Source organism: Herbaspirillum sp. SJZ099, from assembly GCF_007828355.1.
In the GTDB taxonomy this organism is placed as follows: Bacteria; Pseudomonadota; Gammaproteobacteria; order Burkholderiales; family Burkholderiaceae_D; genus Herbaspirillum.
In genome coordinates, this window is sequence record NZ_VIUO01000006.1 from 16,209 (window position 1) to 42,545 (window position 26,337).

At 62.2% G+C, this 26,337-nt stretch carries 24 protein-coding genes; 5 read left to right on the forward strand and 19 right to left on the reverse strand.

The genetic code is table 11. The features are described from left to right. Positions 1–216: 216 nt before the first annotated feature. Entirely contained in the window at positions 217–1,071 is an 855-nt protein-coding gene (locus FB597_RS13850) for a pyruvate, water dikinase regulatory protein (RefSeq protein ID WP_141915296.1), read from the forward strand. A gap of 135 nt (positions 1,072–1,206) precedes the next feature. Further along, positions 1,207–1,548: a hypothetical protein gene (locus FB597_RS13855; protein ID WP_144769858.1), complete on the forward strand. Its 342-nt coding sequence runs from the start codon at positions 1,207–1,209 to the stop codon at positions 1,546–1,548. 118 nt (positions 1,549–1,666) lie between these two features. Here FB597_RS13855 and FB597_RS13860 read toward each other — a convergent pair whose 3' ends face one another. From FB597_RS13860 to rpsB, 17 genes are all read right to left on the reverse strand, one after another. Beyond that, positions 1,667–2,140, reverse strand: coding sequence for a DUF6314 family protein (locus tag FB597_RS13860; RefSeq protein WP_141915301.1), 474 nt, complete (start codon positions 2,138–2,140; stop codon positions 1,667–1,669). 2 nt (positions 2,141–2,142) lie between these two features. Continuing rightward, complete coding sequence (locus FB597_RS13865; protein WP_144769859.1) at positions 2,143–2,934, reverse strand: RNA methyltransferase; 792 nt, start codon at positions 2,932–2,934, stop codon at positions 2,143–2,145. A 10-nt stretch (positions 2,935–2,944) separates the two neighbouring features. Then, a complete protein-coding gene (gene rnhB, locus FB597_RS13870; RefSeq protein ID WP_144769860.1) occupies positions 2,945–3,568 on the reverse strand; it encodes a ribonuclease HII in 624 nt (207 codons plus the stop codon). Positions 3,569–3,614: 46 nt separating this feature from the next. Then, the gene (gene lpxB / locus FB597_RS13875) at positions 3,615–4,790 is read right to left on the reverse strand and encodes a lipid-A-disaccharide synthase (RefSeq protein ID WP_144769861.1); all 1,176 of its coding nucleotides are present in this window, start codon (positions 4,788–4,790) and stop codon (positions 3,615–3,617) included. Beyond that, the gene (gene lpxA, locus FB597_RS13880) at positions 4,774–5,562 is read right to left on the reverse strand and encodes an acyl-ACP--UDP-N-acetylglucosamine O-acyltransferase (RefSeq protein WP_141915311.1); all 789 of its coding nucleotides are present in this window, start codon (positions 5,560–5,562) and stop codon (positions 4,774–4,776) included. Before lpxA ends, lpxB begins: the two co-directional genes overlap by 17 nt. Positions 5,563–5,696: 134 nt before the next feature. Next, a complete protein-coding gene (gene fabZ, locus FB597_RS13885) occupies positions 5,697–6,179 on the reverse strand; it encodes a 3-hydroxyacyl-ACP dehydratase FabZ (RefSeq protein ID WP_141915313.1) in 483 nt (160 codons plus the stop codon). After that, complete coding sequence (gene lpxD / locus FB597_RS13890; RefSeq protein ID WP_144769862.1) at positions 6,172–7,239, reverse strand: UDP-3-O-(3-hydroxymyristoyl)glucosamine N-acyltransferase; 1,068 nt, start codon at positions 7,237–7,239, stop codon at positions 6,172–6,174. Before lpxD ends, fabZ begins: the two co-directional genes overlap by 8 nt. A 143-nt stretch (positions 7,240–7,382) precedes the next feature. Then, positions 7,383–7,856: an OmpH family outer membrane protein gene (locus FB597_RS13895; RefSeq protein WP_255464044.1), complete on the reverse strand. Its 474-nt coding sequence runs from the start codon at positions 7,854–7,856 to the stop codon at positions 7,383–7,385. Between the two features lie 89 nt (positions 7,857–7,945). Next, positions 7,946–10,321 (reverse strand): outer membrane protein assembly factor BamA, encoded by a 2,376-nt coding sequence (bamA, locus tag FB597_RS13900; RefSeq protein WP_141915321.1) that lies wholly within the window; start codon positions 10,319–10,321, stop codon positions 7,946–7,948. A 191-nt stretch (positions 10,322–10,512) separates the two neighbouring features. Next, positions 10,513–11,886: an RIP metalloprotease RseP gene (rseP, locus tag FB597_RS13905; RefSeq protein WP_144769863.1), complete on the reverse strand. Its 1,374-nt coding sequence runs from the start codon at positions 11,884–11,886 to the stop codon at positions 10,513–10,515. After that, positions 11,883–13,055: a 1-deoxy-D-xylulose-5-phosphate reductoisomerase gene (ispC, locus tag FB597_RS13910; protein WP_144769864.1), complete on the reverse strand. Its 1,173-nt coding sequence runs from the start codon at positions 13,053–13,055 to the stop codon at positions 11,883–11,885. Before ispC ends, rseP begins: the two co-directional genes overlap by 4 nt. Before the next feature lie 25 nt (positions 13,056–13,080). Next, positions 13,081–13,908, reverse strand: coding sequence for a phosphatidate cytidylyltransferase (locus FB597_RS13915; protein ID WP_141915327.1), 828 nt, complete (start codon positions 13,906–13,908; stop codon positions 13,081–13,083). Beyond that, positions 13,908–14,666, reverse strand: a complete 759-nt coding sequence (uppS, locus tag FB597_RS13920) for a polyprenyl diphosphate synthase (protein ID WP_144769865.1) — start codon at positions 14,664–14,666, stop codon at positions 13,908–13,910. The genes FB597_RS13915 and uppS overlap by 1 nt, the downstream gene beginning before the upstream one ends. A 193-nt stretch (positions 14,667–14,859) precedes the next feature. Continuing rightward, positions 14,860–15,420: a ribosome recycling factor gene (gene frr / locus FB597_RS13925; protein ID WP_141915333.1), complete on the reverse strand. Its 561-nt coding sequence runs from the start codon at positions 15,418–15,420 to the stop codon at positions 14,860–14,862. Between the two features lie 127 nt (positions 15,421–15,547). Then, positions 15,548–16,264, reverse strand: coding sequence for a UMP kinase (gene pyrH / locus FB597_RS13930; RefSeq protein WP_141915335.1), 717 nt, complete (start codon positions 16,262–16,264; stop codon positions 15,548–15,550). 276 nt (positions 16,265–16,540) lie between these two features. Then, on the reverse strand, positions 16,541–17,428 hold the full coding sequence (gene tsf / locus FB597_RS13935) for a translation elongation factor Ts (RefSeq protein ID WP_141915337.1): 888 nt from the start codon (positions 17,426–17,428) through the stop codon (positions 16,541–16,543). Positions 17,429–17,568: 140 nt separating this feature from the next. Beyond that, positions 17,569–18,312, reverse strand: a complete 744-nt coding sequence (gene rpsB / locus FB597_RS13940) for a 30S ribosomal protein S2 (protein ID WP_141915339.1) — start codon at positions 18,310–18,312, stop codon at positions 17,569–17,571. A gap of 288 nt (positions 18,313–18,600) precedes the next feature. Between rpsB and map the strand changes: the two genes are divergently transcribed. From map to FB597_RS13955, 3 genes are all read left to right on the forward strand, one after another. Further along, a complete protein-coding gene (gene map / locus FB597_RS13945) occupies positions 18,601–19,425 on the forward strand; it encodes a type I methionyl aminopeptidase (protein ID WP_050466896.1) in 825 nt (274 codons plus the stop codon). 216 nt (positions 19,426–19,641) lie between these two features. Beyond that, positions 19,642–22,194, forward strand: a complete 2,553-nt coding sequence (locus tag FB597_RS13950) for a [protein-PII] uridylyltransferase (protein ID WP_144769866.1) — start codon at positions 19,642–19,644, stop codon at positions 22,192–22,194. Between the two features lie 113 nt (positions 22,195–22,307). Next, positions 22,308–23,054, forward strand: a complete 747-nt coding sequence (locus FB597_RS13955; protein WP_144769867.1) for a pseudouridine synthase — start codon at positions 22,308–22,310, stop codon at positions 23,052–23,054. A 36-nt stretch (positions 23,055–23,090) separates the two neighbouring features. Here FB597_RS13955 and FB597_RS13960 read toward each other — a convergent pair whose 3' ends face one another. After that, complete coding sequence (locus tag FB597_RS13960) at positions 23,091–23,588, reverse strand: DUF1854 domain-containing protein (protein WP_141915346.1); 498 nt, start codon at positions 23,586–23,588, stop codon at positions 23,091–23,093. Positions 23,589–23,590: 2 nt separating this feature from the next. Next, positions 23,591–25,870, reverse strand: coding sequence for an ABC transporter ATP-binding protein (locus FB597_RS13965; RefSeq protein ID WP_144769868.1), 2,280 nt, complete (start codon positions 25,868–25,870; stop codon positions 23,591–23,593). Positions 25,871–26,337 lie beyond the last annotated feature (467 nt).

Consider the following 26,337-nt stretch of genomic DNA (forward strand, 5'->3'; position numbering starts at 1 on the left):
TGGCGGCATGAGAGACGAACCCAGGGACCGGAAGCAACGCGCGCATGCGCCGAGGACGTTTGCCAATGCAAACATCGCAAGATACTCGGTCAAATTACGCAGGCGATGGATGGTCATTCAGGATGGGCTGCTCAATCAGTTGCCGGGCATTGTACCGCGTGAAACCATTTTTGTTCATTGCAGCGCCCTTTTTTTATCTTTATTTCCGACAACATTATGCTCGATCCCATGCCTCTCCCGCGCCCGGCGCCTGCCATTGCCGCCAACCGCACCGTGTTCTTCGTTTCCGACGGCACCGGGATCACCGCTGAAACACTCGGGCATTCGGTACTGAGCCAGTTCGAGCTGCGCTTCAAGCAGGTGCGCCTGCCCTTTATCGATACCGTCGACAAGGCCCACGACGCCACCCGCAAGATCAATGAGGCATCCCAGGTCGACGGCAAGCTGCCGATCGTCTTTTCGACCCTGGTGAAGTCCGAACTGTCGGCCGTGATCCGCAACGCCAAGGCGATGCACATGGACCTGTTCCAGACCTTTGTGGAACCGCTGGAGCAGGAACTGGGGCTGAAATCCACCCACACCATCGGCCGCAGCCACAACACCGCCGATTCGGAGGAATACAAGAACCGCATCGAAGCCATCAACTTCTCGCTGGCGCACGATGACGGCCAGTCCAACAAGAACCTGTCGGAAGCGGATGTGGTCCTGGTGGGCGTGTCGCGCTCGGGCAAGACGCCCACCAGCCTGTACCTGGCGATGCAGTTCGGCATCAAGGCAGCCAACTATCCGCTGATCCCGGAAGACTTCGAACGCGAGAAGCTCCCCAGCGGCCTGGTGGTGCACAAGAAAAAGATCTTCGGCCTGACCATCGCCCCGGAACGCCTGGCCGAGGTACGCAATGAACGCCGCCCCGGCAGCAAGTACGCTTCCCTGGAAAATTGCCGCTATGAAATCAATGAGGCGGAAAAGATGATGCGCCGCGAAGGCATCCGCTGGATGTCGTCGACCGCCAAGTCGATCGAAGAGATCGCGGCGACGATCCTGCAGGAAATCAAGCCTGAACCGCGCTGAGGACAGGATTCGCGCCGATAATGTTTTTTATGATTCTCGACATCTTTTTGAAAAATCCCCATCTTTTATAATTACTGCAATTTTCTCGTGCATACAATTTCAGACTCCGACATTCACCTCGTCATTGGAGATTTTATGCACAGATTCGCGATATTGGCCCTGGCAGCAGCAACCTTGGCTGGATGCGGGACAATGCACGGCAATTTTGTCTCGGATCCAGTTGCTTCAACTGCCTTCAGGGCCAATACCACCAAGCAGAATATGCTGGATCTTCGCCAACCGGCGAAGCGCACGCCGGTGCGTAACGGCACTTCGGAATGCTTCGACTATGAACTCGACAGGATGGGCCGGCGCACCGACTTCTACGTCGGCTTCACCTCCAGTGGAAAAGTCAATGCCGCAGGCTACACCGACTGTGCTGCGGCAATTGCAGCTGGCCACCTGAACTCCGATGCGCCGGCCAAACAGATCTACTGACCCGGGACGGGATTGATGGAATGATCCCAACCGACAAGAAAAAATGCCGCCCAGAAATTTCCGGGCGGCATTTTTACTCAACGAACTTACTTGCATCGGCCATCGGCGGCATGAGCGACTATGCCGCCTCTTCACGAGTGAAACGGGTGTACAGGCGGCTCTTCTTGCTTGGGCCGTCGATCGTCGTTTCCATCTCGAATTCATTCTCGCCCAGCAAACGATAATGCGCCGAATAGGCGTCGGCCCCACATTGGTGAGGCCCGACAGGGACGAGCGCATTGCCCTTCCTGCGATACGCCTGATAATGCAGTCCGATGCGATCGCCATCGTCAAAGGCGACGCTGACCACCTCATCGGCAAAGGTATACAGGAACGCCCTGCGAAACCCCAGCGGCGCGGCGGCGCCATCGAGCAACAGACGCCCCTCTTCGCGATACTGCAAGATGCCGTCGCCTGCGGGATGGAACACGCAGCGTCCATGCGCGGTACCGGAGACTGCCTGTATGTCGTCCCGCATGCGGCGCTGCAAGCGCCAGCTTCCCTGAAAGAACGCCGGCAACAAGAAGACGTCATCCGGCCGCGTCCGCTCCATGTTTATCCCCGATCCTGGCGTTGGCGCACTTGCTCGAAGAAGCACACGGCGGCGGCCGCCGCTACATTGAGCGACTCCATCTGGCCCAGGTGCGGAATCGCCACTTCCTGCGAAGCCATCTCCATCAACTGCGGTGCCACGCCCTGCCCTTCATGGCCGAACAGCCAGGCTGCCGCGCCGGCCAGATCGCACTGGTAGATGGTCTGGGCCGCATGCGAACTGGTGGCCAGCACCGGGATCTTGCTGCAGGCGCACAGACGTTCGAGGTCGGCGTTCTCGTAGATATTCAGCAGGAAGTGCGCGCCCATGCCGGCGCGCAGGACTTTGGGCGACCATGCCGCGGCGGTGCCGGCCGAGCAGAATACCTGGCCGATGCCGGCCGCCGCGGCACTGCGCAGCACCGAGCCGAGGTTGCCCGGGTCCTGCAGGCCGTCCAGCAGCACGGCCGACTGTTCCAGTGCCTGCGGCGCCTCGGGATGCGGCGTGGCGACCAGCAACAGCAGGCCGACGCCGTTTTCCACCTGGCTGAGCGCGCCGTAGAGGTTGTCGCTCAGGACCAGGCATTGCGTCCGGTTGCGTTCGCATTCAGCCAGGATGGGAGCGACTTCCGGATGCCGCTGGGCGCTTTCCGCCACCACGCATAGCTGCGGCGCGCCCCGATGCTGCAGCCAGGCTTGCGCCAGGTGCACGCCGTCCAGCAGCGTCTGTCCGGCGCGGCGCCGCGCCTGGCTGCTGGCAGCCAGTTGCTTGAGTTCCTTGTACAGCGGGTTGTCTTTGGAGGTGATGAGTTTCATGCGATCGGCCTCACGCGCGCTCTTGCACCGCCAGCAGGGCCTTGACCGGGGCATAGGAACGGCGATGCACCGGCGAGACGCCATGCAGGCGCAGGCGTTCCAGATGCAAGGCGGTCGGATAGCCCTTGTGGCGGTCGAAGCCGTAATGCGGATAGGTGTCGTGCAACGCCATCAGCGCCGCATCGCGCGCGGTCTTGGCGAGGATGGATGCCGCCGAGATCGCCGGCACCTTGTCGTCGCCCTTGACGATGGCTTCGCTGCGGATGCTCATGACCGGGCAGCGGTTGCCGTCGATCAGCGCCAGCGTGGGCTGGGTGGCGAGGCTTTCGACCGCGCGCCGCATGGCCAGCATGCTGGCGTGCAGGATATTGAGTTCGTCGATTTCCTGTTCATTGCAAGAGGCGATGGCCCAGGCGATGGCGTTGGCCTTGATCTCCAGCGCCAGGCTGTCGCGCGCGGCTTCGCTGAGCTTCTTGGAGTCGCGCAATCCCGGGATCGGGCGCGCCGGATCGAGGATCACGGCGGCCGCGAACACCGGCCCGGCCAGCGGGCCGCGGCCAGCCTCGTCGACACCGCACATGATCTCGCCGGCGTAATCGAACAGGGACAACGTCTGGGGCGCCGCTTTGGGCATGATGGTCTTCTTTCCTTAAAACGATGGGGCGGCATGCGCCGCCTTGCTATCTGGCGCGGACGCCGATCACTTCACACACGGCATTGGCGCTTTCCCGGCTGGTGTCGCGCAGCAGCGCATGGTGCATGTCGGTAAAGCGGCGCGCCAGCCGTTGCTGCTGCGCATGGTCGTCCAGTTGGCGCCACATGGCGTCGGCCAGCGCTTGCGGCGTGGCGTCGTGCTGCAGCAGCTCCGGCACCAGGAACTCGCGCGCCAGGATGTTGGGCAGCCCGACCCATGGCTGATACCCCATATGGCGCATGATCTGGTACGAGGCCCACATGACCTTGTAGGAGATCACCATCGGCTTCTTGTACAGGGCCACTTCCAGCGATGCCGTGCCAGAAGCCACCAGCACCGCATCGGCCGCTTCCATGGCCGAATGCGACTGGCCGGCGACGACCTTGACATCGAGGTCTTCATAGCCGCCCAGGCGGATCTGTTCCAGGAAGAAAGCCATCTGCCGCTCGCCCGCCATCGGGGTGACGAACTGTAGGCTGGGTTCGCGTTGCCGCAGCAAACGCGCCGCCGCCAGGAAACCGTCGCCATTCTGCTTCAACTCGCCCATGCGGCTGCCCGGCAAGATGGCGACCACGCGCGCATCCTGCTTCAGTCCCAGCCGCGCCCGCGCCGCCGACATGTCAGGCTGCATCGGGATCACTTCGGCCAGCGGATGTCCGACATAGGTGACCGGAATGCCTGCGTTGCGGTAAATGCTTTCCTCGAAAGGAAAGATCACCAGCATGTGCGATACCGCGCGCGCGATCTTCTTGATGCGCCAGCCGCGCCAGGCCCAGATCTGGGGGCCGATGAAATGGATGGTGGGAATGCCCGCCTTGCGCAGTTGCTCTTCCAGGCCCAGGTTGAAGCCCGGGTAATCGACGCCGACGAAGACATCCGGCCGCTCGGCCAGCAACCGCTCGCGCAGCGCCTGCTGGATGCCCTTGATTTCGCGATAGCGGGGAATGACTTCGAACAGGCCGCGCACGGTCAGCTTGTCCATCGGCCAGTCGCTGGTAAAGCCTTGCGCCATCATGTGTTCGCCGCCGATGCCGTGCAAGCGCACATCCGGCAGGCGTTCGCGCAGGCCCGCCAGCAGGCGGCTGCCCAGCAGGTCGCCGGAACTCTCCCCGGCCACCAGGGCGATCGATTGCTTGCGCGTCAGTTCAGCGGATGATGCCACGGGATGAGGCTTCGATGAATTCGCGCAGCAGGCGGATATGCCCGGCCGATGCAGCCGATTTGGCTTCCATGCTCGCCAGTTCCTGCCGGGCCTCTTCCAGCGGCAGGTTGGAGCGGTAAACCACCTTGTAAGCGCGCTTGATCTCCATGATCTGTTCGCTGGTGAAACCGCGCCGCTTGAGGCCTTCGCTGTTGATCCCGGCCGGCACCGCGCGATTGCCCGCGGCGGTAACGAAAGGCGGTACGTCCTGGCTGACGGCGGCGGTGAAGGCGGTCATCGCATGCGCGCCGATATGGCAGAACTGGTGCACGGTGGTGAAACCGCCCAGGAACACGTAATCGCCGAGATGGACATGGCCGGCCAGCGTGGCATTGTTGGCCAGGATGATGTTGTTGGCCAGCTGGCAGTCATGCGCCAGGTGGACATAGGCCATGATCCAGTTGTCGTTGCCGATGCGGGTGGCGCCGGCGTCCTGCACCGTGCCGCGGTTGAAGGTGACGAATTCGCGGATGGTGTTGCGGTCGCCGATCTCGACCGTGGTGGGTTCGCCCGCGTATTTCTTGTCTTGCGGCGCGGCGCCGATGGAGCCGAACTGGAAAATCTCGTTGTCGCGGCCGATGGTGGTATGCCCTTCGATGACCACATGGGCGCCGATGCGGGTGCCCGCGCCGATGCGCACATCGGGACCGATCACGGCATACGGGCCGACCTCGACCGAGGAATCGAGCTGGGCGCCCGGTGCAATCACTGCGGTAGGATGAATCTTCGACATATCCTGTTATTCGCTTGATGTTCGCTTGATGTTCTCTTGAGGGCTTGCGATCCTGCCATGCCCAATGAATCAGGCCCGGCGGGATCGCATGCGATCGCCGGCCGGGCCCTCCATGTGCGGTTTGGCGGCCCCGGTCAGGCGCTCTGGCTGGCGTCGGCGGCGCTGCGCATGGTGCACATCAGGTCGGCTTCGACCGCCACCTGACCATCCACCGTGGCAACCGCCGTGTACTTCCAGATGCCGCGCGCACGGCGGGTAATCTCGACTTGCATCTTCAACTGGTCGCCCGGCTCCACCGGACGCTTGAAACGGGCGTTATCGATGCCGACGAAATAGACCACGGTATTTTCATCGGGCTTGCGGCCTTCGGTCAGGAAGGACAGCAGCGCGGCGGTCTGCGCCAGCGCCTCGATCATCAGCACGCCGGGCATGACCGGCTTGTGCGGGAAGTGGCCGTTGAAGAACTCTTCATTGACGGTCACGTTCTTGATGGCGGTAATGGTCTTGCCGCTTTCCCAATCCAGCACGCGGTCCACCAGCAGCAACGGATAGCGATGCGGCAGGTATTGTTTGATCTCGTTGATATCGAGGACTTTTTTGATATCGGGGCTATTCATTCTCTTCTTGATTCTCTGAATTGGCTGTAAGCGATTTGAGCGTTTTCTCCAACGCCCGGATTTTCTCACGCATCGTGCCCAGATTGCGCACCAATGCGGCGGATTTTTCCCAATCCCGGTGTTCGGTGATGGGGTAGAAGCCGGTGTATTGCCCCGGCTCCAGGATCGAGCGCAGCGCCAGCGTGCCGGCCGAAACATGCACCCGGTCGACGATGGTGATATGGCCATGGATCATGGCCGCGCCGCCGATCGAGCAATATTTGCCGATCCTGGCGCTGCCGGCGATGCCGGCGCAGGCGGCAATCGCGGTATGCGCGCCGATGTGGCAGTTGTGTGCGATCTGGATCTGGTTGTCGAGCTTGACGCCCTCCTCGATCACGGTGTCGGCCAGCGCGCCGCGGTCGATGGTGGTGTTGGCGCCGATTTCGACGTCATCGCCGATCATCACGCGCCCGACCTGCGGGATCTTGATCCACTGCCCGGCTTCGTTGGCAAAACCGAAACCATCGGCGCCGATGACCGCGCCCGAATGCACGATGCCGCGCGCGCCGATTTCGCAAGCGTGGTGCAGCGTGGCGCGGGCATGGAAATGCGTGTCGTCGCCGACTTTGGCGTTGCGGCCGATGAAGCTGCCGGCGTCGATGCGCGCGCGCTCGCCGATCACCGCGCCGGCTTCGATCACGGCCAGCGGACCGATCACGGCGCTGGCAGCGACGTTGGCAGCCGGGTCGACCACTGCGCCGGGATGGATGCCGGCCGGCGGCGCCACCTCGTCCAGGCGCTGGAACAACTGCGCCGCGCGGGCGAAATAGGCGTAAGGGTTCTTCGTGACGATGCGCGCCCCGGCATAGGACTGGACTTGGGCATCGTCGGCTTCGGACAGGATCAGCGCGGCAGCCTGCGTCTGCTCGGCCTGGGCCCGGAATTTGGGATTGGAAAGGAACGTGATATGGGAGGAGCCGGCGGCGTCCAGTGGTGCGATGCCCAGGACTTCAACGTCCGCATCGCCCTTCAACTGCCCGCCCAAGCGCTCGACCAATTGCTCCAGCCGAATACTCATCTTGGCCTTCCGAATGATATGCGTTGCATGGAAAACACGATCGCCGCCGTCCGCCATTGAACTGGCGCGGACAAACGGAACATCAATTGGCATGCGGGCGCGAAGACGTCTCCGCCCTCGCGCCCGCATTCATGGCAAACGGATTATTTTGCCAGTTCTTTCAGCACTTTGTCGGTGATGTCGATACGCTTGCTGGCGTACACGGCTTCCTGGAAGACGATGTCGTACTTTTCAGCTTCGGCGATCTGGCGGATCACCTTGTTGGTGCGCTCCAGAACCACGGCCAGTTCTTCGTTGCGGCGCTGGTTCAGGTCTTCGCGGAACTCGCGCTGCTTGCGCTGGAATTCCTTGTCCAGGTCGGACAGGTCGCGCTGGCGCTTGGCGCGATCCGAATCCGACAGCACGGAGGCATCCTTGTCCAGCTTGTCCGACTGCGCCTTCAGGCGTGCGGCCATGTCTTGCAGTTCGCGGTCGCGCTTGGCGAATTCCTGCTCCAGCTTGGTTTGCGCAGCCTTGGCCGGCGCGGCTTCGCGGAAGATGCGTTCGGTGCTGACAAAGGCGATCTTCGAACTTTCCTGCGCGTACGCAACGGAAGCACTCATCAGGCCGGCAGCCATCACGATGGCTTGCAGGGACAGAAACGATTTGGTAATGAACTTCAAGGTTGTTCTCCGTATTACAAAATTCAATGATGCCCGCTTCAAACTCAGAAGCCGGTACCCAGTTGGAACTGGAAGGATTGGGACTTGTCGCCATCCTTCAGGTTCAACGGTTTGCCGAAGCTCAGTTTCAAGGGGCCGATCGGCGACACCCAGCTGATGCCGACACCGGCAGAATAGCGCAAGTCGTTGAACTTGATGTTCTGGCCGTCGGCGAAGACGTTGCCGCCGTCAAAGAACGTGAACCAGCGCAAAGTACGATCCTGGCCCGAACCCGGGAACGGGAATTGTAACTCCGCATTGGCGTAGAAACGAGAGGCGCCGCCCATCGAGTCGCCATACTGGTCCTTCAGGCTGCCCAGCGAGGAGGCTTCATAGCCGCGCACGGTGCCGATGCCGCCGGCATAGTAGTTCTTGAACACCGGGTAGGGTTTGCTGCCGATGCCGCGGCCGTAGTCCAGTTCACCGTTCAGCGCCAGCGTTACCGCCTTGCTGAAGAAAGGCTGGAAATACTGGTGCTGGTAGCTGGCGCGGTAGTATTTCAGCGTGCCCAGGTACGAGACTTCCATGTTGGCGCGCATGTACTGGCCGGTGGTCGGCACGAGCGCACTGTCGCGGCCGTCGCGTTGCCACGCGATGGTCAGCGGGATGCTGGTGGTGCGGGCGCTGCCGACGCCGCAATTGTTGCTAGTCGAGGTCACATCGCAGCCTGCGCCGCCGGCGCCGCCGAAATCGCGCACATACTGGCGATATAGCGAGGGGCTGGTGGTGTCGGTGCTGACGTCGGTATTTTCGATGCCCACGCCGAAGAACACGCGATCCAGTTCCGAGAACGGCACGCCGAACTTGACGCTGCCGCCCAGGGTCTTCACGCGATAATCACCGGTCGCATACACCGATGGGCGGATCGTACGCAGATAGACTTCATAGGTGCGGCTGATGCCGTCGTCGGTGAAGTACGGATTGGTGGTCGACACCGAAATCGTGCGATAACGCGAGCTGGTATTGACTTCCACGCCGACGGTGTTGCCGCTGCCGAAGGCGTTTTCCTGCGAAATCGAGCCGGTCAGGCTGAGCTTGTCCGATTGCGAGAAGCCGGCGCCCAGCATGATGTTGCCGGTCGGCTTTTCTTCCACCTTCATGTTGACGTCGACCTGGTCGCTGGTGCCAGGGACTTCCGGCGTTTCAAGCGTGACTTCCTTGAAGTAGCCCAGGCGGTCCACGCGGTCGCGGGAGAGCTTGATCTTCTCGCCGTCGTACCAGGAATCCTCGAACTGGCGGAATTCGCGGCGGATGACTTCATCGCGGGTCTTGGTATTGCCGGCGATGTTGACGTGGCGCACATACACGCGCTTGCCCGGATCGACCATGATGGTGAAGGCCACTTCCTTCTTTTCGCGGTCGACATTCGGGTTGGCGTTGACGTTGGCGAAGGCGTAACCGAAGTTGCCCAGGCGCTCGCCGATCTTCTTGGTGCTGTCGGTCAGCTTGGAGCCGGAATAGATGTCGCCCTTCTTCAACTGCACCAGCGAGGTCAGCTCCTGTTCCATCCCGAACATCTCGCCTTCGAGCTTGATATCGGAGACGGTGTACTTCTCGCCTTCCTTGATGTTGACGGTGATGTAGATGTCTTTCTTGTCCGGCGTGATCGATACCTGGGTGGATTCGACTTGCATTTCCAGGTAGCCGCGGTCCAGATAGTACGAGCGCAGGGTTTCGATGTCGCCCTGCAGCTTTTCCTTGGAATACTGGTCGGCCTTGGTGTACCAGGTGAACCAGCCCGGCGTGGTCAGCTTGATCTGGTCGCGCAGCGTGCCGTCGGAAAACACCTTGTTGCCGACGAAATTGATCTGCTTGATGCGCGAGACTTCGCCTTCATCCACCGTGAAGCTGATCGCCACGCGGTTGCGCTCGACCGGGGTCACGGTGGTCGAGACCTTGGCGCCGTACAGGCCGCGCGACAGGTATTGGCGCTTGAGTTCCTGCTCGGCGCGGTCGACCTGGGAGCGGTCGAAAATGCGGGACTCGGCCACGCCGATTTCCTTCAGCGCCTTGGTCAGCTGTTCCTTGTCGAATTCCTTGATGCCGGAGAAGTCGACGCTGGCAATCGCCGGGCGCTCGACCACCTGCACCACCAGCACATCGCCTTCGGATTCGATGCGCACGTCGCGGAAGAAACCGGTGGCGTACAGCGCCTTGATCGCCGCCGTGCCCTTTTCATCGGTGAAGGTGTCGCCCACGCGCACCGGCAGGTAGCTGAAGACGGTGCCGGCCTCGGTACGCTGGATACCCTCGACACGGATGTCCTTGACCACGAACGGCGTCACAGCCATGGCTTGGCTGGAGCACAGGGCGAATGCGGCGGCTGCGATCAGGCGACGGGAAAAGGTCGGAATGGGATGGTGCGCAGGGTGTATTTTCATCTATCGTTCATCAACAGTGTTTTCGCCTCGGCACTGCCTGACAAGATGCTGGCAAGCAATTGAAAACGGATTCCAGATCCATTGCCAATTGCTTAACAGCTGCCATGGGGGTTGGCCGGCAAATGTAAAAAATCCGGTCTTTCTTGCAAACCTTGGCGATTTGACCCGCCAAAGCCTGCAACAGCCCGGATTTATCCTTGAAACATCAGGCGCGCGATGTCGTTGAATGCAGCCACAAGCATCAGTGCCATCAGTATTCCCAGGCCGGCGCGCTGCGCGATTTCCCCAAACCGCTCGGGAACGCGCCGCCCTGTCAAAATCTCCAGCGCATAATACAGCAAATGACCGCCATCTAAAACCGGGATCGGCAAGAGATTCATCACGCCCAGGCTGATACTGATAAAAGCCAGGAAGCTGAGGTAGCTGACCAAGCCGACGCGGGCTGTCTGGCCCGCATAATCGGCAATGGTGATCGGGCCGGTGATGTTCTTCCACGATACCTGGCCGACGATCATCTTGCCGATCATCTTGACCGTCATGATGCTGGTGTCCCAGGTGCGGCGCGCGCCCTTGGCCACCGCTTCCAGCGGGCCATCGCTGATGGTCGCCATCTCCGGCGCCAGCGGCACTTCAACCTTGATGCGGCCGATCTGCTTGCCGGACGCGCCGTCGGCCACGCTGTCGGGAACCACCGCCGCATCGAAGGCGGAAGTCCCTCTTACGGCATGCAGCACCAGGCGCTTGCCCGCGGACTCGCGCACCTTTTCAACGAATGCCAGGCCGTCCGGAACCGGCTCGCCGTCGACCGCCAGGATCCTGTCCCCGGCTTGCAGGCCGGCCGCTTTGGCCGGGCCGTCGAGGATCTTGCCCAGCACCGCCGGCGGCCGTGCCAGCGCCAGTCCCAGCTTGGCCAGGAAGTCGCCTTCCAGGTCGCCGCTGCCGATTTCATTCAGGCGCAACGTGACGGTATTGAGCAGCTTGCCCGGCCCGTTCGGGTTCGGGCGCTCGACATCGACACGGGCATCGGCCTTTTCCAGCACCGCTTGCATCAGTTGCCAGCGCACCTCCGACCACACAAGCACCGGCTCGCCGTTGATGGCCGTGATGCGGTCGCCGCCGCGCAAGCCTGCCTGGTAAGCCGCCGTCGATTCCGCCGCCGCGCGCAGCGTAGGCACCGGTTCGGGCACGCCATGCATGTACAGGCCTGCGAACAGCAGGATCGCCAGCAGGAAATTGGCCGCCGGGCCGGCCGCTACGATGGCGATGCGACGCCATACGGACTGGCGGGTGAATTCGCGCTTGAGGTCTTCTTCGGGGATGTCTTCCAGGTCCTGCTCGCGCGCGTCGAGCATCTTGACGTAGCCGCCCAGCGGCAGGATGGACAAGGCCCATTCGGTCTGGTCCCGGCCGAACCGGCGCGACCAGACCACGCGTCCCATGCCTACCGAGAAACGCAATACCTTGACGCCGCACCAGCGGGCCACCAGGTAGTGTCCCAATTCATGCACTACCACCAGGGTGCCGAGCGCGACGAAAAACGCGATCAGGGTATGCAGCAATGTCATTGTGAAATCAAGGCCTCGGCATGGGCGCGGGCGGCCGCATCCTGCTCCAGCAGCGTGCCGACATCCACCGCCTGCCGGTTGGGAATCGCGGACATCACCCGCTGGATCAATTGGTCGATCATCCTGAACCCGATCTTGCGGTCGAGGAAGGCTTGCACGGCGACTTCGTTGGCGGCATTCAATATCGCAGCCAGCGTGCCGCCGGCGCGCAAGGCATCATACGCCAGTTTGAGGCAGGGAAAACGGCCGAAATCGGGTTGACTGAACGACAACTGGGCGATCTGCGCCAAATCCAGCGGCGCCACGCCCGATGCGATGCGGTCGGGATAAGCCAGCGCCGAGGCGATCGGGGTACGCATATCCGGATTGCCCAGTTGCGCCAGCACCGAACCATCCGCATACGAGACCATCGAGTGGATCACGCTTTGCGGGTGGATCACCACCTCGATCCTGTCGGCCGGCGCGCCGAACAGCCAGTGCGCCTCGATCACTTCCAGCCCCTTGTTCATCATGGTGGCCGAATCGACCGAAATCTTGCGCCCCATCACCCATTTCGGGTGCGCCACCGCTTCTTCCACGGTCACCTCGTCGAGCGTGGCGACATCGCGCGTGAGGAACGGGCCGCCGGATGCGGTCAACAGGATCTTTTCCACGCCGTGCGCCTGCATTGAACGGGTATAGCCCGGCGGCAAGCATTGGAAGATGGCATTGTGCTCGCTGTCGATGGGCAGCAGGCAGGCGCCGTGCGCCGCCACCGCATCCATGAGCAGTTGGCCCGAAATGACCAGCGCCTCCTTGTTGGCCAGCAGGATCTTCTTGCCGGCCCTAGCCGCGGCCAGGGTCGACGCCAAGCCCGCCGCGCCGACGATGGCGGCCATGACCATATCGCAGCCCTGCGCCGAGGCGATATCGCACAATGCCTCGGGGCCATGGGCGACGTCGGTCGGCAATCCCTTGGCGCGCAGCAACGCACCCAATTCGCCGGCGGCCGCGGCCGAGCCGACCACCGCCACCTGCGGGCGAAAGCGTTCGCATTGCGCCGCCAGTTCGGCCACGCGCGCATGGGCGCTCAAGGCATAGACGCGGTAACGCTCGGGATGGCGCGCAATGACGTCGAGCGTGGAAACGCCGATGGAACCGGTGGAGCCGAGGATACTGATGGACTGCATGAGATTTCCGGATTTATTAAGACGCTCAGGCTGCCGCCAGCCAGAGGTCGATCAGCGCCGCCAGCGGCAGCACCGGGATGAGCGCGTCAATACGGTCCAGCACGCCGCCATGACCTGGCAGCAGGTTGCTGCTGTCTTTCATGCCGGCGCGGCGCTTGAGTTGCGATTCGAACAGATCGCCCACTACGCTGGCCACGACCATGACGCTCAGCACCGCCACGAAGCCCAGCCAGCCCCAGCGGTCATACAGGTGCAGTTGGAAGGTCTCGCCCAGGCCGACCGACATCACCACCGCAGCCGAGATCACCAGCACCGCCAGCCAGCCGCCGATGGCGCCCTCCCACGACTTGCCGGGGGAAATCGATGGCGCCAGCTTGTGGCGGCCGAAGCCCTTGCCGGCAAAATAGGCGCCGATGTCGGCCACCCAGACCACCGCCATCACCGACAGCAAGTACAGCGGCGAACGCAGGAACAAGTCGACGATGGCGACAAAGCAGCCCAGGATGGACAGCATGTAGGTGCCATTGAGCAACCGGTTGGCGAACGCCTCGGCCTTGGGCAAGCCCAGGCCCAGCGCCGGCACGAAACGTATCGCCCACAACAGCACGCACAGGACATACAGCGGGCGCACGCTGGGCAGGCCGCTGAAAAACAGGATCACGCTGAACGCCAGCGTCCACGCCACCGCCCACACCGCGGGACGCGGGCTCTTGAACAGGCGAAAACATTCCCAGGCGCCGGCGGCAAAAAACACCAGCACCACCATCGCAAATGCGGGGAAATAATCGAAATACAGGACGGGCAACAGGATCGCCAGCAGGATCAACGCCGTGATGACACGCGTCTTGAGCATCAGGAAGCCTTTTTCTGGTCCAGCACTTGCGCGCTGGTGCGCCCGAAACGGCGCTCGCGTTGTTGGTACGAGGCAATGGCCAGGTCGAGCGCCGCGGCATCGAAGTCCGGCCAAAAGGTATCGGTGAAATACAGTTCGCTGTACGCCAGTTGCCACAGCAGGAAATTGGAAATGCGCTGTTCGCCGCCGGTCCTGATGAACAGGTCCGGCTCGGGCGCATAGGCCATCGCCAGGTAAGGCGCCAGCTGCTCTTCGGAAAAATCGCAGGCGCCCGGGTTGTCCTTGACCATGCCCGACACCGCCTGCATCACATCCCAGCGGCCGCCGTAGTTGGCGCATACGGTCAGGGTCAGGCGATGGTTGTCGGCGGTTTGCGCCTCCGCCCGCAGCGCCATTTCCTGCAGCTTGGGATCGAAACGGCTCATGTCGCCGACGATCTTGAGGCGAATCCCGTTGACCGCCATCTTGCCGACTTCCCGCTCCAGCACCGTCATGAACAGGCGCATCAGCACCGACACTTCGTCGGCGGGGCGGCGCCAGTTCTCGGAACTGAACGCGAACAGGGTCAGGAATTCGACGCCGCGCACGGCGCAGGCCTCGACGATGGCGCGCACCGCATCCACGCCTTTGGCATGGCCCGCCACGCGCGGCAGGAAGCGCTTGGTTGCCCAACGTCCATTGCCATCCATGATGATGGCAATATGACGCGGAACCGCGGAAATGTCCGGAACCGCAAGAGTTGAGCTTTGATGCTTCATGAAAATTTTTTAGTGCATTAATGGCGTTCGGCCGCACCATAGTAGCGCGGCCAAGCAAACTTTGACAAACCGGGGAACCGGGCATTCTTCCCGCCCCCGCCGGCTGCTGCGCCGCACCTTTCCTTTGTTTTTTATTGCTGCGGCACGCGGCGCCGTGCCACGGCAACCGCTTGCAAGCCCTGCACGACGGCCTTTACACCGTCATCACATCCTTTTCCTTCTCGCTCACCAGCTTGTCGATCTCGGCGACGAACTTGTCGGTCAGCTTCTGGATTTCATCCTGGCCGCGGCGCTCGTCGTCTTCCGAGGCCACCTTGTCCTTGACCAGTTTTTTCAGGCTTTCGTTGCCTTCGCGGCGGATATTGCGGATGGCGATCTTGGCGTCCTCGGCCTCGCTCTTGACCAGCTTGACCATTTCCTTGCGGCGTTCCTCGGTCAGCGCCGGCATCGGCACGCGGATCAGTTCGCCGTGGGTCGCCGGGTTCAGGCCCAGGTCGGACTCGCGGATGGCCTTTTCCACCGCGCCCACCATTTTCTTTTCGTACGGCTGCACGCCGATGGTGCGGGCGTCGATCAGGGTCAGGTTGGCCACTTGCGACAGGCCGGTCGGGCTGCCGTAGTAGTCCACCATCACCTGATCCAACAGGCCGGTATGGGCGCGGCCGGTACGAACCTTGGCCAGGTTGGCCTTCAAGGTCTCGATCGACTTGCTCATCTTCTGTTCACTGTTCTTCTTGACCTCAGCGACACTCATGCTGCTCTCCTAATCTGATGCAATAACTTATCTTGAATGCAAATGCCCGATGCGGGGGCATTGTAAACGGGAATGCCGGCGCGTGGCCGGTTTGCTTGCCGCCGATGCACGGAACCTTGCGAGGTTCTCAGACGTGTACCAGCGTGCCTTCGTCCTCGCCCATCACGACGCGCTTGAGGGCGCCCGGCTTGACGATCGAAAACACCTTGATCGGCAACTTCTGGTCCCGGCACAGTGCGAATGCGGTGGCATCCATCACCTGCAGGTGCTTGGCAATGGCCTCGTCGAACGAGATCGAGGCATAGCGGGTGGCCGACGGATCCTTCTTCGGGTCGGCGGTATAGACGCCGTCCACCTTGGTGGCCTTGAGCACGATCTGGGCGCCGATTTCCGAACCGCGCAGCGCCGCCGCGGTGTCGGTGGTGAAGAATGGGTTGCCGGTGCCGGCGGCGAATACCACCACCTTGCCCTCTTCCAGGTATTGCAGCGCCTTCGGGCGCACGTAGGGCTCGACCACCTGTTCGATGCCGATGGCCGACATCACGCGGGCGGTCAGGCCGGCCTGGCGCATGGCATCGGCCAGGGCCAGCGAATTCATGACGGTGGCCAGCATGCCCATGTAGTCGGCAGTCGCCCGATCCATCCCTTGCGCGCCGGGCGCCACGCCGCGGAAAATATTGCCGCCGCCGATGACGATGGCCAGTTCGACACCCAGTTTGCTGATTTCTGCCACATCCGCGACCATGCGTTCGATGGTCGCACGATTGATACCGTAGGCGTCGTCGCCCATCAGTGCTTCGCCGGAAAGTTTGAGGAGTACTCGCTTATAAGCAGGTGTTGTCATTGCAGGGCTCCGTGTTCTATCCGATTTGAATTATTGCTTGTTGATTGGCCCGCCCTTTTTCGCCTGGACGGGATGGCGCGTTCCCGTCGCGAAAAAATGCGGACACTTGCATGCCTGTACTGCTGCGCCATTGTTCCCGCAACAACCGATCAACACCTATCGCCGCTGCTGCCCCATACGGTTCAGCCAAGGCCATGACAATAGATGCCGCCCACCTCAAAAGTTCCGGCCGGGCTTAAAAAAACGGGCCTCTCGGCCCGCTTTCTTTTACAACGCTTACTGGGCTTGTTTCGCCGCAGCCACTTGCGCTGCCACTTCGGCAGCGAAATCGTCCTGCTTCTTCTCGATGCCTTCGCCCACCACGTACATCACAAAGGATTTCACGGTGGAGTTCGCGGCCTTGAGCATCTGCTCGACGCTTTGCTTGTCGTTCTTCACGAAAGCCTGGTTGAACAGCGACACTTCCTTCAGGTACTTTTGCACCGAACCTTCGACCATCTTGGCGACGATGTCGGCCGGCTTGCCGGATTCGGCGGCCTTCAGGGAGGCAACCGAACGCTCTTTCTCGATCAGGTCGGCCGGCACTTGCTCGGACGACAAGGCCACCGGCTTCATGGCGGCGATGTGCATTGCCACATCCTTGCCGACTTGCACGTCGGCGCCGTCGAACTCGACGACCACGCCGATACGGGTGCCGTGCAGGTAGGACACCAGCTTGGCAGCCGACTCGAAGCGCTGGAAGCGACGGAACGACATGTTTTCGCCGATGCGGCCGATCAGTTCGGTGCGCAGTTCTTCCAGGGTCTTGCCGTCAGGCAGCTTGCAGGCGCCCAGGGCGGCCACGTCGGCCGGGTTCTGCTCGGCGACCAGCTTGGCGGCCGCTTCGGCCAGGCCGATGAATTCTTCGTTCTTGGTCACGAAGTCGGTTTCGCAGTTGACTTCGATCAGGGCGCCGACATTGCCGTTGATGTAGGTCGCAACCACGCCTTCGGCGGTGATGCGCGAGGAAGCCTTGGATGCCTTGCTGCCCAGCTTGACGCGCAGGATCTCTTCAGCCTTGACCAGATCGCCGTCGGCCTCGGTCAGCGCCTTCTTGCATTCCATCATCGGCGCATCGGTCTTTGCGCGCAGTTCGCCTACCAGTGCTGCGGTAATTGCCGCCATACTATTTCTCCTGACTTGATGGCGCGCCGCCTAGGGCAACGCGCCTTGATCCAACATTAGCTCAAAAATCGACTCAAAAAAAAGGGGCCACTGCGCGTATCGCTGTCACCCCTTTTTGTACTGCACCAGCGAAAGCGGAATTACGCCTGTTCGCTGACCTCGACGAACTCGTCGCCCTTGACGGCTTCGACCACTTCGTTGACGGCATTGGCACGGCCTTCCAGCACGGCGTCAGCCACGCCGCGGGCGTACAGCGCGATCGCCTTGGCGGAGTCGTCGTTGCCCGGGATGACGTAGGTCACGCCTTCGGGCGAGTGGTTGGTATCGACCACGCCGATGACCGGGATGCCCAGCTTGGCGGCTTCGGTGATGGCGCCCTTGTGATAACCAACGTCGATCACGAAGATCGCGTCAGGGATGCCGCCCATATCCTTGATGCCGCCAATGGACTTCTCCAGCTTTTCCTTTTCGCGGCTGAACAGCAGCGCTTCCTTCTTCGACAGCTTCTCGACCGAACCGTCTTCGATGGCGGCTTCCATGTCCTTCAGGCGCTTGATCGAGGTCTTGATGGTCTTGAAGTTGGTCAGCATGCCGCCCAACCAGCGCTGGTCGACGTAAGGCACGCCGGCGCGTTGCGCTTCGGCGGCCAGGATTTCGCGCGCCTGGCGCTTGGTGCCGACAAACAGGATGGTGCCGCGATTGGCCGACAGTTGACGCACGTACTTCTGCGCCTCCTGGTACATGCCCAGGGTCTTTTCCAGGTTGACGATGTGAATCTTGTTGCGATGACCGAAAATGAACGGGGCCATCTTGGGGTTCCAGAAGCGGGTTTGGTGGCCGAAGTGGACACCGGCTTCCAGCATTTCGCGCATGGTAACGGACATGAATTTCTCCAGGGTTAGGTCTGGAATCCGCTCGGTCATCCGGCTCATGCAGCCAGACACCCTTTGGCGAACGGATTCGCGTTTCAAAAATACATTTCATTAAGACAACATGCGGCTTGCGCCAACCACATTGCCCTCCAACCTGATTTCAGGTTAGCCCGAGATTGTACTTAACTACGCCATTTTATTCAAGCATCACTTCAACATGGCATACCAGCCTCCCGGCGCGCCGGCAGCCTCTCGACTATAATTCCTGTTTGACGATTTTCCTGCGAATTACGATACGACATGGGCAACATCACCATCAAGACCGCTGAAGACATCGAAGGCATGCGCGTGGCCGGCCGCCTGGCCGCCGAAGTGCTGGACTACATCGCCCCCTTCGTGAAACCCGGCGTGACCACCGGCGAGATCGACCGCCTTTGCCACGAATACATGACAAATGTGCAAGGCACCATCCCGGCCCCGCTCAACTATTGCCCGCCCGGTTATACGCCCTACCCCAAGGCCATCTGCACCTCGCTGAACGACGTGATCTGCCACGGCATCCCGGGCGACAAGGTGATGAAGAACGGCGACGTACTCAATATCGACATCACGGTCATCAAGAACGGCTACCACGGCGACACCAGCCGCATGTTCTACCTGGGCGAACCGTCCATCCTGGCGCGCCGCCTGACCGACATCACCTATGAATGCATGTGGCTGGGCATTTCCAAGATCAAGCCGGGCGCGCACCTGGGCGACATCGGCCACGTCATCCAGCAGCATGCCGAAAAAGCCGGCTACAGCGTGGTGCGCGAATTCTGCGGCCACGGCATCGGCAAGGTATTCCACGAAGAGCCGCAAGTGCTGCACTACGGCCGCCCCGGCACCCTGGAAAAATTGCAGGCCGGCATGATTTTCACCGTCGAACCGATGATCAACGCCGGCCGCCGCGAAATCCGCGAAATGGGCGACGGCTGGACCATCAAGACCAAGGATCGCAGCCTGTCGGCGCAATGGGAACATACGGTGCTGGTCACCGAGACCGGTTTTGAAGTGCTGACGGTTTCGCCCGGCATGCCGGCGCCGCCCGCCTTCATCCAGAACCTGGCAACGGCGCCCGCCTGAACCCATTCCCAACCTGCCCCCCGCTGGCGGAAATGACGATGAGCGACCGACTGGCCATCGTCATTTTCGCCGCAGCGTTTCAGGATCAACCGCGGCATTTCGCGCGCCTGCGAGGTATTCGGCATGAAACCTGCTAAGGAAAGCGGGCCGCACGGGGATGCGGCCAACAGGCCGCCAGCAAGCGGCCCCCCCTCCGCCAACCACAACACCAAGCCGATGCCGACACTCGCCGTCACGCTCAAAAAACAGCTCAAGGCCGCACGCCAGCAAGCGATCGATGCCTTCCAGTCCAATCACAAGACGGAACAACTGCTGAGCCAGTTGCGCCGCAATGTCGACGAAGCGCTCACGCAGGCCTGGACCGAACTGGGAATGCCTGCCGACGCCGCCCTGGTGGCGGTCGGCGGCTACGGCCGCGGCGAACTGTTCCCGCATTCGGATGTGGACGTGCTGATCCTGCTCTCCAGGACGGCTGAAGGCGCGGAAAAGGAGAAACTGGAATCGCTGGTGCAACTGTTCTGGGATATCGGCCTGGAAATCGGCCATAGCATCCGCACCATCGATGAATGCATGAACGAGTCGGCCGCCGACATCACGGTGCAGACCAGCCTGCTGGAAGCGCGCCTGGTCACCGGCAGCCGCAAGCTGTTCAGGCAACTGCAGGAGCGCTACCAGGCCGCGCTCGATCCGCTGGCATTTTTTCAGGCCAAGACGCTGGAAATGCGCCAGCGCCACGTCAAGTACGAAGATACCCCCTACAGCCTGGAGCCCAACTGCAAGGAAAGCCCCGGCGGCCTGCGCGACCTGCAGGTGATCCTGTGGGTGGCCAAGGCGGCCGGACTGGGCGACTCCTGGGCCAAGCTGGCCGAGCACGGCATGCTGACGGCCACCGAAGCGCGCCAGCTGCGCCAGAAGGAGCGCGCCTTCAAGGACATCCGCATCCGACTGCACATCTATACCAACCGACGCGAAGACCGCCTGGTGTTCGACATCCAGACGCCGATTGCCGAAAGCTTCGGCTTCAAGACCACCGACACCCGCCGCGCCAGCGAATACCTGATGCAGCGCTACTACTGGGCCGCCAAGGCGGTAACCCAGCTCAACACCATCCTGCTGCAAAACATCGAGGCCCACCTGTTCCCGCAGCAGGTCGTGCCCAAGCGCATCAACGACCGCTTCAACGAGGTCAACGGCTTCCTCGACATCGCGCATGCGGACGTGTTCGAAGAAACCCCCTCGGCCATGCTGGAAGTATTCCTGGTGCTGGCCGAGCATCCGGAACTCAAGGACATGTCGGCGCGCACCCTGCGCGCGCTGTGGCACGCCCGCTTCAAGATCGACAACGCCTTTCGCAGCAACCCGGAAAACCACCGGCTTTTCATGCAGATCATCCAGGGCAAGCGCGGCATCATGCACGCGCTGCGCCGCATGAACGCCACCAGCGTGCTGGGACGTTACTTGCCCAACTTCCGCCACATCATCGGCCAGATGCAGCACGACCTGTTCCACGTCTACACGGTGGACCAGCACATCCTGATGGTGGTGCGCAACGTGCGCCGCTTCACCATGAGCGAACACGCCCACGAATACCCCTTCTGCAGCCAGCTGATCGCCAACTTCGCCCAACCCTGGGTGCTGTACGTGGCGGCGCTGTTCCATGACATCGCCAAGGGCCGCGGCGGCGACCACTCCAAGCTGGGCATGGCCGACGCCCGCCAGTTCTGCGAGCAGCACGGCATTTCCGAGGAAAACACCGAACTGATCGTGTTCCTGGTCGAGCAGCACCTGACCATGTCGCAGGTGGCGCAGAAACAGGACCTGTCGGACCCCGACGTGATTTCGCAATTCGCCCAGTTGGTCAAGGACGAGCGCCACCTGACCGCGCTCTACCTGCTGACCGTGGCCGACATCCGCGGCACCAGCCCCAAGGTATGGAACGCCTGGAAAGGCAAGCTGCTGGAAGACCTGTACCGCATGACGCTGCGCGTGCTGGGCGGCGAAGCGCCCTCGGCCGACCGCGAACTGAAGAATACCCAGCAGGAAGCCATCAAGACGCTGCGCCTGTACGGCCTGCCGGCCGACGCCCACGAGAAGTTCTGGCAACAGTTGGATGTGGCCTATTTCCTGCGCCATGACGCCTCCGACATCGCCTGGCAGACCCGCTGCTTCTACGACAAGATCGACACCGACGTGCCGCTGGTGCGCTGCCGCCTGGCGCCCATCGGCGAAGGCGTGCAGGTCGCCGTCTACACGCCCGACCGCCCCGACCTGTTCGCCCGCATCTGCAGCTATTTCGACCAGAAGAACTTCAGCATCTTCGACGCCAAGATCCACACCACCCAGAGCAACTACGCGCTGGACGCCTTCCTGATCAATGCGCCGGTATTCGCCAAGAACTATCGCGACATCATCAACCTGATCGAGCATGAACTGAGTGAACTGCTGAAGTCGGACGCGCCGCTGCCGGCGCCGTCGAAGGCGCGCCTGTCGCGGCTGTCGCGCACCTTCCCGATCAACCCGGCGGTCGACCTGCGCCCCGACGAGCGCGGGCAATACTACCTGCTGTCGGTCTCGGCCAACGACCGGGCCGGGCTGCTGTACTCGATCTCCAACGTGCTGGCCAAGTACAAGATCAACCTGCACACCGCCAAGGTGATGACCCTGGGCGAACGGGTAGAAGACGTGTTCCTGATCGACGGCCCGGGGCTGAACCAGCCGCGCAACCAGATCATGCTGGAAACCGAACTGCTCAAGACCCTGCGCATCTGACCCGCCCCACGATCATCGGCCGGCGCCCAGCCTTGGCGCGCCGGCCGCCAAAGCCGTACAATCTCACCCTCGCCGCCCGCCGGCATCTCTTTACGCATTTGCAAGGCCCCCTCATGACCGAACCCGTCCGCCTCTCCAAACGCATGTCCGAACTCGGCCTGTGCTCGCGCCGCGAAGCCGACGAATGGATAGAAAAAGGCTGGGTGCGCGTGGACGGCGTGGTGGTATCGGTGCTCGGCAGCAAGGTGCTGCCGCACCAGAAAGTCACCGTGGAGCGCCAGGCCAGCGCCGAGCAGTCCCAGCGCGTGACCATCCTGATCAACAAACCCATGGGCTATGTCAGCGGCCAGGCCGAGGACGGCTACAAGCCGGCGGTAGTGCTGGTCAATGCCGAATCGCGCTGGCAGGAAGACACGGCCGAGATGCAGTTCCATCCGAAGCAATTGCGCAGCCTGGTGCCGGCCGGACGCCTGGATATCGATTCGGTGGGCCTGCTGGTGCTGACCCAGGATGGACGCATTGCCAAACACCTGATCGGCGAGGATTCCGCGGTCGACAAGGAATACTTGGTGCGCGTGAAGTACATGCGCCCCGGCAAGCTGCCCGAGCATGACCTCAAACGGCTGAACCACGGCCTGATCATGGATGGCAAGCCGCTCAAGCCGGCCAAGGTGGAATGGCAGAACGAAGACCAGTTGCGCTTTGTCCTGCGCGAAGGCAAGAAGCGCCAGATCCGCCGCATGTGCGACATGGTCGGGCTGAAGGTGATCGGCCTGAAGCGCGTGCGCATCGGCGGCGTCAAGCTAGGCGAGCTGCCCACCGGGCAATGGCGCTATTTGCGGCCGGACGAGCAGTTCTGACCCAGCCCCCTCAACCCCCGACCGCTGGCGCCCGGATCAGAGGAAGCGATCCAGGATCTTGCGGCTGTGCTTGTCCAGCGCCTTCAGGTCGCGCACCAGGAACTGGATGCTGTGGCTGTCGGCAATCAGCAAGGCCGACTGCGGCAGGCGCCGGATGTCTTCCTCGCCCTTCAAGGTAAACGTCGTGACGCCGCGACTGGTCTCCACCGTCCAGTCGCTGGGGGTGGCGTAGGTGGAAACGCCGACGATGCGCAAGATCTCCGGCATGAACTCGCGGCTGGCCAATTCCTCTTCGATCAGGGCGCGCACTTCCGCGCCGACCTGTTCCAGCCGCTCGATCCAGGCCAGCTCGTGGCCATCGCTGCTGACGATGGAAATGCCATAGTCCGGCGCCCCGATCGGGAACGCCCGCACCGGGATCACATTCTCGCTCTCAATGCCGTCGGCGCCGATGAAAACCAGCCGGCCGAAGCTGTTGCGGCGCAAGGCGATCGATGCCGGCGGCGCCTCAATTGCGGTTGGGATCGCGGTCATGCTCATTCTCCTCCCTCTGCCTGGCTCACCGAGACTTCCGCTTCACCCTCGGGATTGCGCGCCTGCGCCTGGTACAGCTTGTAATAATGGCCTTCGCGCGCCATCAATTCCTCATGATTGCCGACTTCCACCACCTGGCCGCGGTCCAGCACCACCAGGCGGTCCGCCTTGCGCAGCGTCGACAGGCGGTGGGCGATGGCGATCGTGGTGCGGCCCTGTACCAGGTTGTCCAGCGCTTTCTGGATTTCCTTCTCGGTGGTGGTGTCGACCGACGAGGTCGCCTCATCCAGGATCAGGATGCGCGGGTCGATCAGCAGCGCGCGCGCGATCGAGATGCGCTGGCGCTCGCCACCCGACAAAGCCTGGCCGCGTTCGCCCACCAGCGAGTCGTAGCCCTGCGGCAGGCGCAGGATGAATTCATGCGCATGCGCCGCGCGGGCGGCGGCCACGATCTCTTCGCGCGTGGCGTCCGGCTTGCCGTAGGCGATGTTCTCGGCGATGGTGCCGAAGAACAGGAACGGCTCCTGCAGCACCAAGCCGATGTTGCGGCGATATTCCGAGATCGGCAGCGAGCGGATGTCGACGCCGTCGATGCGGATCGCGCCTTCCGACACATCGTAGAAACGGCAGATCAGGTTGACCATGGTCGACTTGCCCGAGCCGCTGTGGCCGACCAGGCCGATCATCTCGCCCGGGGCGATGGACAGGCTCATGTTGCGGATCACCGCGCGGTTGCCGTAGCGGAAACCGATGTTGCGCACCTCGATGGCGCCCTTCACGTTCTCCAGGTGGACCGGGTTGGCCGGCTCCGGCACGCTGGAAACATGGTCAAGGATATCGAAGATGCGCTTGGCGCCGGCAGCCGCCTTCTGCGTTACCGACACGATGCGGCTCATCGAATCCAGCCGGGTATAGAAGCGGCTGATATAAGCCAGGAAGGCGGTCAGCACGCCCACCGTGATCTGGTTGTTCGACACCTGCCAGATGCCGAACACCCACACCACCAGCAAGCCGACTTCGGTCAGGAAGGTCACGGTCGGGGTAAACAGCGACCAGATCTTGTTGACGCGGTCGTTGACCACCAGGTTGTGGCGGTTGGCCTCGCGGAAACGCGCCACTTCGCGCTTTTCCTGCGCAAAGGCCTTGACCACCCGGATGCCGGGAATGGTGTCGGCCAGCACATTGGTCACCTCCGACCAGATGCGGTCGATCTTTTCGAAACCGTGGCGCAGGCGATCGCGCACCACGTGGATCATCCAGGCGATGAACGGCAGCGGCAGCAAGGTCACCAGCGCCAGCCACGGATTGATCGAGATCAGGATGGCCGCCGTCATGATGATCATCAGCACATCGATGGCGAAATCAAGCAGGTGCAGCGACAGGAACACGCAGATGCGGTCGGTCTCGGAACCGATGCGCGCCATCAGGTCGCCGGTGCGCTTGCCGCCGAAATACTCCTGCGACAGGCGCAGCAGGTGCTCGTAGGTGGTGGTGCGCAGGTCGGCGCCGATGCGCTCGGACACCAGCGCCAGGATATAGGTGCGCGCCCAGCCCAGCCCCCAGGCCAGCAAGGCCGCGCCCAACAGGCCGGACAGGTACAGCATGGCCAGATGGGTATCGATCGGCGCGCCGTTCTGGAACGGGATCAGCACGTTGTCCATCAGCGGCATGGTCATGTAAGGCGGCACCAGCGTGGCGGCGGTGGAAGCCAGCGTCAGCAGGAAACCCAGCAGCAGCGAGCCCTTGTAGGGCTTGGCGAAGCGCGACAGGCGAAACAGCGCCCAGGTCGACGGCGGCGCCTCCTTGACCTCGGGGCAGATGGCACAGCTTTCCTGCCCCTCGGGAATGGGCGCCTTGCACTGCGGGCAGATGTCGCCGCCCTCTTCTTCCGGCGCCACGCCGGATGCCGCCAGGTCGCGCTGCTGTTCGAACAGCTTGATCAGGCGCAGCGCCTGCGGATTCTGCGCCAGCGTATAGCGCCAGGCGGCCAGGCGGCCATGGGCATCGCATAACTCCAGCGTGCCGACGCCGGCATGGTCGGCATGTTTCAGGGAAAGTTCGGGACGGTAAGCCCACTCCTGCCAGACGGTGCCTTCAGGCGTGTTGGCCAGCAAGCGGGTTTCGGTGGCAAGCACCAGCGAAGACCTGAATTGCAATTGCGTGTCGAGATCCAACTCCAGCCAGGCCACGACCTTTTCGTTGGCGGCCAGGCGGGCTGCGGTTTCCGCTTTCCAGCGTTCGGGCAAGCTGGCAATGGCGGAAGGATGGGAATCAGTAGTCATTTAACGGCAACGTTGGGCCCGATGCGAGCGATTGGCAATCTATAAGAACCCGGCCGGCAGCATCCGCCGGCCATGAGCAGCGCGCGATTATAGCGCTCACCGGGGCTGGTTGACATTCAGAATGTCAACCAGCCCCGGCATCCATAACGCAAGACACCCCAAAACGGTGGACGCCGGGCGTGATTGCCGGTTCCCTTTCCCGCCGGATGCGACAACGGCTGCAGCGCGTCGAAATTCACGCCATAGGCGCAAGACAGTCTGAGACAATACTGCTGGCCGGCAAGCCTGCGCTGCCGGCCTTTTTGCCGCGGCAGTAAACCAATCGTGCTCCGATGCGTTAGTGGTGCATAGGTTATTCTGACGAAATACTGACTATCCATTACAAATCAGCAACAAAACATTGGCGCAACAGCAATAAACAATAAACGGCACAATAAAACGGCACATTACGCGGCACATCCTCCAGA

What these genes read in the sequence shown, in the direction of transcription:
- lpxD (WP_144769862.1), bottom strand. Translation starts at nt 7,239, where the DNA reads ATGAGTATTCGGCTGGAGCAATTGGTCGAGCGCTTGGGCGGGCAGTTG.
- FB597_RS13855 (WP_144769858.1), top strand. Translation starts at nt 1,207, where the DNA reads ATGCACAGATTCGCGATATTGGCCCTGGCAGCAGCAACCTTGGCTGGA.
- lpxA (WP_141915311.1), bottom strand. Translation starts at nt 5,562, where the DNA reads ATGTCGAAGATTCATCCTACCGCAGTGATTGCACCGGGCGCCCAGCTC.
- FB597_RS13965 (WP_144769868.1), bottom strand. Translation starts at nt 25,870, where the DNA reads ATGACTACTGATTCCCATCCTTCCGCCATTGCCAGCTTGCCCGAACGC.
- rseP (WP_144769863.1), bottom strand. Translation starts at nt 11,886, where the DNA reads ATGACATTGCTGCATACCCTGATCGCGTTTTTCGTCGCGCTCGGCACC.
- bamA (WP_141915321.1), bottom strand. Translation starts at nt 10,321, where the DNA reads ATGAAAATACACCCTGCGCACCATCCCATTCCGACCTTTTCCCGTCGC.
- FB597_RS13860 (WP_141915301.1), bottom strand. Translation starts at nt 2,140, where the DNA reads ATGGAGCGGACGCGGCCGGATGACGTCTTCTTGTTGCCGGCGTTCTTT.
- FB597_RS13915 (WP_141915327.1), bottom strand. Translation starts at nt 13,908, where the DNA reads ATGCTCAAGACGCGTGTCATCACGGCGTTGATCCTGCTGGCGATCCTG.
- fabZ (WP_141915313.1), bottom strand. Translation starts at nt 6,179, where the DNA reads ATGAATAGCCCCGATATCAAAAAAGTCCTCGATATCAACGAGATCAAA.
- uppS (WP_144769865.1), bottom strand. Translation starts at nt 14,666, where the DNA reads ATGAAGCATCAAAGCTCAACTCTTGCGGTTCCGGACATTTCCGCGGTT.
- map (WP_050466896.1), top strand. Translation starts at nt 18,601, where the DNA reads ATGGGCAACATCACCATCAAGACCGCTGAAGACATCGAAGGCATGCGC.
- FB597_RS13950 (WP_144769866.1), top strand. Translation starts at nt 19,642, where the DNA reads ATGCCGACACTCGCCGTCACGCTCAAAAAACAGCTCAAGGCCGCACGC.
- pyrH (WP_141915335.1), bottom strand. Translation starts at nt 16,264, where the DNA reads ATGACAACACCTGCTTATAAGCGAGTACTCCTCAAACTTTCCGGCGAA.
- ispC (WP_144769864.1), bottom strand. Translation starts at nt 13,055, where the DNA reads ATGCAGTCCATCAGTATCCTCGGCTCCACCGGTTCCATCGGCGTTTCC.
- FB597_RS13895 (WP_255464044.1), bottom strand. Translation starts at nt 7,856, where the DNA reads ATGGCTGCCGGCCTGATGAGTGCTTCCGTTGCGTACGCGCAGGAAAGT.
- rnhB (WP_144769860.1), bottom strand. Translation starts at nt 3,568, where the DNA reads ATGCCCAAAGCGGCGCCCCAGACGTTGTCCCTGTTCGATTACGCCGGC.
- FB597_RS13865 (WP_144769859.1), bottom strand. Translation starts at nt 2,934, where the DNA reads ATGAAACTCATCACCTCCAAAGACAACCCGCTGTACAAGGAACTCAAG.
- FB597_RS13955 (WP_144769867.1), top strand. Translation starts at nt 22,308, where the DNA reads ATGACCGAACCCGTCCGCCTCTCCAAACGCATGTCCGAACTCGGCCTG.
- rpsB (WP_141915339.1), bottom strand. Translation starts at nt 18,312, where the DNA reads ATGTCCGTTACCATGCGCGAAATGCTGGAAGCCGGTGTCCACTTCGGC.
- FB597_RS13850 (WP_141915296.1), top strand. Translation starts at nt 217, where the DNA reads ATGCTCGATCCCATGCCTCTCCCGCGCCCGGCGCCTGCCATTGCCGCC.
- FB597_RS13960 (WP_141915346.1), bottom strand. Translation starts at nt 23,588, where the DNA reads ATGACCGCGATCCCAACCGCAATTGAGGCGCCGCCGGCATCGATCGCC.
- frr (WP_141915333.1), bottom strand. Translation starts at nt 15,420, where the DNA reads ATGAGTGTCGCTGAGGTCAAGAAGAACAGTGAACAGAAGATGAGCAAG.
- tsf (WP_141915337.1), bottom strand. Translation starts at nt 17,428, where the DNA reads ATGGCGGCAATTACCGCAGCACTGGTAGGCGAACTGCGCGCAAAGACC.